Here is a 583-nt window from a genome sequence, read left to right on the forward strand (position 1 = left end):
GTTATCTATTAGTATGGGTGAGCGAAATCGTGCACCCTTGCTTGCACCCCGTTGCACCGCAACTACGACCCCGATCCCCGGCCGTCCTTCCATATGTGGAACATATCGGCCTTTCTCTTAACTGAATCAGTCACATGGGCTGTTGCCACGGCCCCTTGCTAGCACTGCTAGGACGTGCTAGGATTTTGGCATGTCGTGGAAGCTCATCACCCCCGATCCGAACGCCCCGCACGGCCTTTCGCTGGCACGGGTGAAAGAGCACGCCCGCATCAGTCACGACGACGAAGACCTTGCCATCGACGGGATGCTGTTCGCGGCAATCGAGCACGTCGCGGACCTCACCGGCCGCAGGACATAGGCGACCTGCGCGAGCGGGTGGCATTGCAGCGGTTCGAGACCATCGAGACCGACATGGGCGGCTTCATCGAGGAGTGGGTGACGCAGGCAACTGTCTTCGCCCGCATCGAGCCCATCAAGAGCACCGAGGAAGTGATAGGCGCAGGCATCCGGGCAACCGAGGCGGTGCTGGTGCATATCCGTCACCGGGAAGACGTGGCGACCGACTGGCGCATCCTCTGGCAAG

The 583-nt window shown here is 61.2% G+C and carries 2 protein-coding genes; both read left to right on the forward strand.

What is annotated here, in order from left to right; translation table 11 throughout:
• The first annotated feature begins 190 nt into the window (after nucleotides 1–190).
• A complete protein-coding gene (locus tag CK240_RS18840) occupies nucleotides 191–358 on the forward strand; it encodes a head-tail connector protein (RefSeq protein WP_135058970.1) in 168 nt (55 codons plus the stop codon).
• 23 nt (nucleotides 359–381) lie between these two features.
• Nucleotides 382–583 (forward strand): phage head closure protein (locus tag CK240_RS18845; protein ID WP_167650113.1); only part of this gene is annotated, 202 nt, incomplete at its 3' end.

It is taken from the genome of Paracoccus salipaludis (assembly GCF_002287065.1).
Classification (GTDB): Bacteria; Pseudomonadota; Alphaproteobacteria; order Rhodobacterales; family Rhodobacteraceae; genus Paracoccus; species Paracoccus salipaludis.